The 6,713-nt window shown below is 62.9% G+C and carries 8 protein-coding genes; 5 read left to right on the top strand and 3 right to left on the bottom strand.

What is annotated here, in order from left to right; translation table 11 throughout:
• The first annotated feature begins 219 nt into the window (after positions 1–219).
• The 5 genes from QZ266_RS14190 (at position 220) to QZ266_RS14170 (ending at position 5,095) form a co-directional block, all read left to right on the top strand.
• Positions 220–849 carry an exopolysaccharide biosynthesis protein gene (locus QZ266_RS14190; RefSeq protein ID WP_295696271.1) on the top strand — a complete coding sequence of 210 codons (630 nt, stop codon included), beginning with the start codon at positions 220–222 and terminating at the stop codon, positions 847–849.
• Positions 850–909: 60 nt separating this feature from the next.
• Positions 910–1,443: a disulfide bond formation protein B gene (locus tag QZ266_RS14185; protein WP_295696269.1), complete on the top strand. Its 534-nt coding sequence runs from the start codon at positions 910–912 to the stop codon at positions 1,441–1,443.
• Complete coding sequence (locus QZ266_RS14180) at positions 1,440–2,015, top strand: demethoxyubiquinone hydroxylase family protein (RefSeq protein ID WP_295696268.1); 576 nt, start codon at positions 1,440–1,442, stop codon at positions 2,013–2,015. The genes QZ266_RS14185 and QZ266_RS14180 overlap by 4 nt, the downstream gene beginning before the upstream one ends.
• Positions 2,016–2,263: 248 nt before the next feature.
• Complete coding sequence (locus QZ266_RS14175) at positions 2,264–4,405, top strand: methyl-accepting chemotaxis protein (protein ID WP_295696266.1); 2,142 nt, start codon at positions 2,264–2,266, stop codon at positions 4,403–4,405.
• A gap of 15 nt (positions 4,406–4,420) precedes the next feature.
• A complete protein-coding gene (locus QZ266_RS14170) occupies positions 4,421–5,095 on the top strand; it encodes a TorF family putative porin (protein WP_295696264.1) in 675 nt (224 codons plus the stop codon).
• A gap of 47 nt (positions 5,096–5,142) precedes the next feature.
• Here the strand turns inward: QZ266_RS14170 and QZ266_RS14165 are convergent, their stop codons facing one another.
• From QZ266_RS14165 to QZ266_RS14155, 3 genes are all read right to left on the bottom strand, one after another.
• Positions 5,143–5,445, bottom strand: coding sequence for an STAS domain-containing protein (locus QZ266_RS14165; RefSeq protein WP_295696263.1), 303 nt, complete (start codon positions 5,443–5,445; stop codon positions 5,143–5,145).
• 66 nt (positions 5,446–5,511) lie between these two features.
• Entirely contained in the window at positions 5,512–6,078 is a 567-nt protein-coding gene (locus QZ266_RS14160; RefSeq protein WP_295696261.1) for an HNH endonuclease, read from the bottom strand.
• Positions 6,079–6,305: 227 nt separating this feature from the next.
• On the bottom strand, positions 6,306–6,713 hold a 408-nt coding region (locus tag QZ266_RS14155), incomplete at its 5' end, for an alpha/beta hydrolase (RefSeq protein WP_367178248.1).

The following is a 6,713-nucleotide window of genomic DNA, read 5'->3' as shown; positions in this document are numbered from 1 at the left end:
ATAATTTTGAATACAAAATCTTTTGAATCCGTCGCGTCTACCAATTCCGCCACAGGGGCCCTGTGATCGCCGTCCGGGCCTGCATGGGCAGGCTGTGCGGAGCGGGGAAAATCGGAGGCGCAAGCTGCCCATCCGCCCGCGCCCTGTCAACAACCCATTCCGCTTGGAGAGGCCTGCGGCTGTCGCTAGTCTGCCGCCCGATCAGGGATGAAAGCATCAATGAGCGAAACACACGCAGAGCGCGGCCTCATCGGGACGCTGGAAGAGATCGCGGACACGGCGCCGGATGAGGGGCTGAGCCTGGGTGAGTTTGTCGATGCGCTGGGCGAACAGGCCTTTGGCGTGATCCTGTTCGCCATGGCCCTGCCGGTCTGCATTCCCTTTCTCTACGGCGTGCCGCAAGTCATGGCCCTGCCCATGATGGCGATCTCGGCGCAGATGATGCTGGGCCGTCCGGAGCCCTGGCTGCCCGGCAGTTTCAAGGCGCGGCGGATCGAAAAGGCCGGGCTGGCGCGAATGGCCCGCGGCGGCCGCAAATGGTTCGGCTGGCTGGAAGCGCTGGCGCGGCCCCGCCTGGTCGCCCTGGCCGGCCCGACCGCGGAACGCCTGGTCGGTGGCATTTTCGTGCTGTTCTGCGCCTCGGTCCTGGTACCCCTGCCCCTGACCAATTCCACGCCGGGGATTGCATTGGTGATTGCGTCCCTGGGCCTTCTCACCCGCGACGGGCTTCTCGTCCTGGCCGGACTTGTTCTCGGACTCGCCTGGATCCTTCTGCTGATAACATTGTTTTCATTCTTCGGCGGGGCAGCGGCTGATGTATTGAAGGACTTCATCCGGTCGCTGATCTGACGTGCCGGTCTGCAATCTGTGTGCGCATTGGTCGCGGTGCGCGTGGGAGGTGATGCCGTAATGTTGCGTTTCATGAACCCGGTCCTGTCCCAGTTTCCACTGACACGCTGGCCGCTCCTGCTGGCCGGGGGCTCCCTGTTGCTGATGCTGGGCGCCTGGGGGTTTGAATATATCGGCGGCTATCCACCCTGTGCCCTGTGCTACGATCAGCGCCATATCCACATGACAGTGATCGGCCTGGGTCTCGTCTTCGGCCTCGCCCTGATCCTGCGTCCGGCCCTAGCGAAAGCGGCCCCCTGGATGATCTTCGTGATCGCCGCGGTCTTGATCTATTCGGCCGGTTTTGCAGGCTGGCATGCCGGCGTCGAATATGGCTGGTGGCCCGGCCCCGAGACCTGCACCACGACCGGCGGGACGCCACAGATTGACATGTCCTGTCTGATCGACCCGGAACGCGCCTGCCCGCCCGTCGTCCTGTGCGATGAGGCCGCCTGGACGATGCTCGGCATTTCCATGGCCGGTTTCAATGCGCTGATCTCGGCTGGCATGGCGGGTGTCGCCGTCCTGATCGGCCTGAAAGGGCTGAAATCATGAGCAAGGCCGACACAGGCTTCGTCCCGCCCCTGCCCGGCAAGCGCCGCAATAGCCGCCGGGTGGAGGAAATGGTGCGCGTCGATCATGCGGGCGAGTACGGCGCCGTCGCGATCTACCAGGGTCAGCGCGCGATCTTCAAAGGCTTGCCGCACAAGGCGCGGATCGCCCGGCAGCTGGAAGAAATGGAAGCGGATGAACAGCATCATCTCGACACATTCGACCGGCTGATCTTCGAACGCGGCACCCGCCCGACCGCCCTCGCCCCGATCTGGGATGTGGCCGGCCACGCGCTGGGCGCTGCCACGGCATTGATGGGCGAGAAGGCTGCCCATGCCTGTACCGAAGCCGTCGAGAGCGTGATCGAAAAGCATTATGCCGGCCAGATCGAGGAACTCCACGCCATGGGCGAGGCGGAACTGGCGGCCCTGTTCACGAAATTCCGCGAGGAAGAGCTTGAGCACCGCGACCTCGCCATCGAGGAAGGCGCCAGACAGGCGCCGGGCTATGCCCTGCTCTCCAAGGCCATCGAGGCTGGCTGCCGGGTCGCCATCAAGGTCTCGGAACGGATCTGAACCGGCGACCGGATCGGGATCTGTCAGCCTGCGACTCGCCTTCAACACACTGACGGCATGTTGTGCCCGCCCGGGCATCGCGCCGCGGCCTCGCATCCCGATCGACCCTGTCGACCCTGTGGACCGTCGAGCGCCGGATTCAGGATAAAAAATACACCGACGATGGCCGATGAATTGCACAAAGCAACGGGTTGTTAAGACTGACTGCGAAATATGCGTGACGGGAAGTCCACGCACAGGAATCAGCAATGTTCAACAGACTCAACCTGTCCTTGAAGTTCGGCCTCATCAGCATGGCTGGTTGTTTGTCCCTGGGCATTGCCCTTGGCGTCGCAGCCTCGATCCAGGGCGGAAATGCCGCGCGCGAGGCGACCGAACAACGGTTGAGTGCGATCGCGCTGGAACGAGAAAACGCGCTGGTCGACTATATGGAGCAGATCGGAGACGATCTGCGCACGACCGCGACCAACCCCAATACAGTCACGGCGTTGGCGGACTTCCACGACGGCTTCGACGCGCTGAACGGCGCTCCGGCCCAGCGCCTTCAACAGCTCTATATCGAGGACAATCCCAACCCGACCGGACAGAAGGAAAATCTCGACCAGGCGCCGGACGGCAGCCGTTACAGCCAGGCGCATGGTCGCCACCACCCATGGTTCCGGCAGCTCCTGCGCGCACGCGGCTATTACGACATTTTCCTCTTCGACGGGGATGGCAATCTGGTCTACACGGTCTTCAAGGAACTCGACTACGCGACCAATCTGAACACGGGTCCCTATCGCGACACGGATCTCGGCAACGCCTTCCGCGCGGCCATGGCCGGCGGCGATTCCGAAACCCATTTCTTTGACTTCCAACCCTATGCGCCCAGTCACGGTGCGCCGGCCAGCTTCATCGCGACGCCAGTCCTTGACGCCTCTGGTGCGCGCGTAGGCGCCCTTGTCTTCCAGATGCCGATCGACCGGCTCAACCACGTGATGGGGTCCGAAACCGGTCTGCTTGAGACAGGCGACGCCTATGCGTTCGGCGCCGATGGCCTGATGCGCACTGCGCCGCGGTTCGGCAGCGCGGACTCCATTCTGACCGACGCAGTTCCGTCCGGCCTGCTGGACGCTGCCGCGACCGGCGAAGCGCTGTTCGCGCGGATGCGTGGTTTTCATGATGAGGACAGCTATCTCTTCCTGGCCCCAACAGATGTCGCCGGAGTCCGGTGGAATTTGGTGGTCTCGCAGAGTGTCGATGAAGCCCTGGCCGCATCGCGCCAGACCCAGCTGATCAGCTTCCTTTTGACCGCTGGGCTGACAGTGCTGATTGGTCTTGCAGGCCTGTTCATGGCCAATCGCATCGCCCAACCCATCCGGCGCATCACGGATATCACGGCTCGTATCGGGGGCGGTGATCTGGATCAGGATGTCCCCTCCCAGTCCGCCGGCGACGAAGTGGGCGAACTCGCCCGCACGGTGGAGACCTTCCGTCTCGCCCTGGTCGAAAAGCGCGAATTGGACACGCACCAAGCCGATATCGATGCCTCGAATGCGAAGCGCCAGGAGAAGTTGGAAGTCCTGATTTCCGGCTTCCAGCGCACGATCGCGGGCATCGCCGGAACCGTCTCCAATTCGGCGACCGAGTTTACCGCGACGGCCAATGCGCTGACGCAAATGTCGAGCACCACCACGCATCAGGCCCAGTCTGCTTCACACTCAGCCGCCTCCGCGACCGGCAATGTCGAATCCGTCGCTGCAGCGACGGAAGAAATGACAGCCACGGTTGCCGAGATTGGTCGCCGGGCCGCACAGTCGACCTCCGCCGCCGCAACCGCCGAACAGGAGGCCAATCGCACCGTCAGCGAAGTCCAGGACCTGTCGCGCGCCGCACAGCGGATCGGCGATGTTATCGCGCTGATCCAGCAGATCGCCGAGCAAACCAATCTGCTCGCCCTCAACGCGACGATTGAGGCCGCCCGCGCAGGCGAAGCCGGCAAGGGTTTCGCCATCGTGGCCCAGGAGGTCAAACAGCTCGCATCGCAGACCGATGCCGCGACGGGTGAGATTGCAGAGCAAATTCACTCCATCCAGGCCGCTACCGAGACTTCGGCCAACGCCATCAACAGCGTCGCTGGGGCGATCGGCGACCTCAACGAGATTGCGACCTCGATCGCCGGCGCGGTCGAAGAGCAGACTGCCGCGACCCGCGAGATTGCCGGGAACATCCAGACCGCCGCCTCCAGCACGCGTTCGGTCTCGAACGACATCTCCGATGTCGCCCGCGCCATCGAAGACGCATCCGCCTCGGCCACTCAGGTTCTGGGTGCCTCCGAGGAGTTGAGCGGCCTCGCCGAAATGTTGGACCGGGAAGTCAACGTCTTCCTTAATGGCGTGCGCGCCGCCTGACCTGGAGTAACCATCATGAAATCATACATCACACCCCTTCTCGGCCTGGCGACGGCCGCGGTCCTTTCGAGCACGGCCAGCGCCCAGGAAGTCGACTTCAGCGCCACAGTAGCGAGCGATTATGTCTTTCGAGGCGTAACCCAGACCGATGGCGATGCGGCACTGCAGCTCGGTGCCGACGTCTCCATGGGCGACTTCTATGTCGGCGTCTGGGGCTCGAATGTCGATTTTGGTGACGGCACCGATGTCGAAATGGATGTCTATGCCGGCTACGCTCCGAGCGTGGCGGGTTTCGACCTCGATTTCGGCTGGATCCGCTACACCTATCCCGGCGCGCCCAGCGCTTCGGGCAACCAGGATTTCGACGAATTCTACGCAGCGGTCGGGCGCAGTTATGGCGATCTGAGCTGGGACGCGAAATGGTCCTGGAGCGACGACTTCTACCTTGAGACTGGCAGCGCCAGCTATCTCGAGGCTGGCATTGCCTGGGCCTTGTCCGACGCGGTGAGCCTGGATGCGCGTTACGGCACCAGCCAGTTCGATGACCTGGTTGGCGCGGACTATGAGGACTGGCAGCTGGGCGTCAGCTGGCAAACCGGCCCGGTTTCGCTGGGTGCGCGCTGGCATGACAGCGATATCGATGACAGCCGCTTCGTCGCCTCGATCAGCTACAGCCTGACCCGCAACTAGCGAGCAATGATGTCTGCGGGTTCAGGCCCGCAGACATTCCAGCCGCCTCAGACCAAGGTGATCAGGTCGCCGATCTTGGCCACCTCGAAGATTTGTGCGACCGCACCATGCGATCCGGAAATCCGGAATTCGATCCCAGCCTTGCCCAGTCGATCATTGGCCAGGATCAGCATGCCGATCCCCGCCGAATCGATTGCGGGAACACCGGAAAGATCATACTCGACCGACGTCGCGCCGGAGCCTTCCAACTGCTCGAGCAAGGCCTTGTTCGGCTCAAACTCGTCCATCGTCCAGACGCCGGTGAAGCTCACCCGGGTCGAGTCGCCAGTCTGGTTCGTTTCGCGATGCATTCTGATCTCCTTGACGACAAGAAGTCGCATTCTGAATCAGATTTGCCAGGTTTGGCAATCCCGATCTCAGCGCTCCAGTTCAATGTCCCAATAAAGATAGTCCAGCCAACTCTCATGCAGGAATTTCGGCGGGAATTTGCGGCCCTGGGCCTGTAGTTCATGCAGGGAGGGTCGTTGCGGCGGGCGGGGCAGCGGCATGCGCGCTTCGCGCGGCGTGCGACCGCCCTTCTTCAGATTGCACGGCCCGCAGGCGGCGACGATGTTTTCCCAGCTGGTCTTGCCGCCGGCGCGACGCGGGATGACATGATCAAAGGTCAGCTGGTCGACGCCATGCTTGCCGCAATAGACGCATTTGAACCCGTCGCGGAGCCAGACATTGTATCGGGTAAAGGCGGGCGTGCGGTTCTGGTGGACATAGTCCCGCAGGGCGACGACCGAAGGCACGTGCATCTCGAAGCTGGGCGAATGCACGACCTCGGCATAATGCGAAATCACGGCCACCCGTTCGAGGAAGACATTCTTGATCGCTTCCTGCCAGGGCCAGGTCGACAGGGGCCAATAGCTCAGGGGCTGATAGTCCGCATTCAGGACCAGACAGGGCCATCCCTGCGGCGCCCGATCAAGCACCTGCATGGCGACCTCCCCCGCTGCGACAGGCCTGCCCCCATGGGGTGAGCCCGACCGGGAGGGGGTGGGTATTCCGGACCACAGTCCTGAAAGCACACCTCCCATCGCGCGCAAGATGCGGATTCGCTTCGGCGAATCATTTCACATCCCACGCTCAATCGAAGGTTACCCCTGTTCGCGTGTCAGTCCTATGACGGGGCCAAAAAACCTCGATGACGACAACAGGGTGTGGCTCAGCGGTAACGCCCGGACAGGGCATTGCCGATGAATTGCCGGCCGATATCCAGCCCGTCCTCGCCAATCGAGTGCGGCAGGCCCTGGGAGATATGCCATTGCGCGCCATGACCCGCAGCGGCGAGGTTTTCCAGTGCGTCGAACATGAAGCCCAGCGGCAGGACGTCGTCCTGGTCGCCATGGACCAGCATGATCGGCGGCCTGGAGCGCATTTCCTCTTTCAGGCGCCCGCCACCGGGAAGGGCGCCGGAAAAGCCCATAATCCCGGCCACGGGCCTTTCCCGTCGCAAACCGGTCGCCAGCGACAGCATGGTTCCCTGCGAGAAGCCGCACAGCACGAGATCGCTCTCGGTCAGGCCGTAGCGGGTCAGTTCCTGATCGATGAAAGCGTCGACAAGGGGCCAGGC

The organism is uncultured Maricaulis sp., from assembly GCF_905480005.1.
GTDB lineage: Bacteria > Pseudomonadota > Alphaproteobacteria > Caulobacterales > Maricaulaceae > Maricaulis.
This window is presented reverse-complemented; position numbering and strand designations above follow the sequence as displayed.

Excerpts from the sequence above, each read along its gene's own strand:
- QZ266_RS14190 (WP_295696271.1), top strand. The coding sequence starts at position 220 with ATGAGCGAAACACACGCAGAGCGCGGCCTCATCGGGACGCTGGAAGAG.
- QZ266_RS14185 (WP_295696269.1), top strand. The coding sequence starts at position 910 with ATGTTGCGTTTCATGAACCCGGTCCTGTCCCAGTTTCCACTGACACGC.
- QZ266_RS14180 (WP_295696268.1), top strand. The coding sequence starts at position 1,440 with ATGAGCAAGGCCGACACAGGCTTCGTCCCGCCCCTGCCCGGCAAGCGC.
- QZ266_RS14175 (WP_295696266.1), top strand. The coding sequence starts at position 2,264 with ATGTTCAACAGACTCAACCTGTCCTTGAAGTTCGGCCTCATCAGCATG.
- QZ266_RS14170 (WP_295696264.1), top strand. The coding sequence starts at position 4,421 with ATGAAATCATACATCACACCCCTTCTCGGCCTGGCGACGGCCGCGGTC.
- QZ266_RS14165 (WP_295696263.1), bottom strand. The coding sequence starts at position 5,445 with ATGCATCGCGAAACGAACCAGACTGGCGACTCGACCCGGGTGAGCTTC.
- QZ266_RS14160 (WP_295696261.1), bottom strand. The coding sequence starts at position 6,078 with ATGCAGGTGCTTGATCGGGCGCCGCAGGGATGGCCCTGTCTGGTCCTG.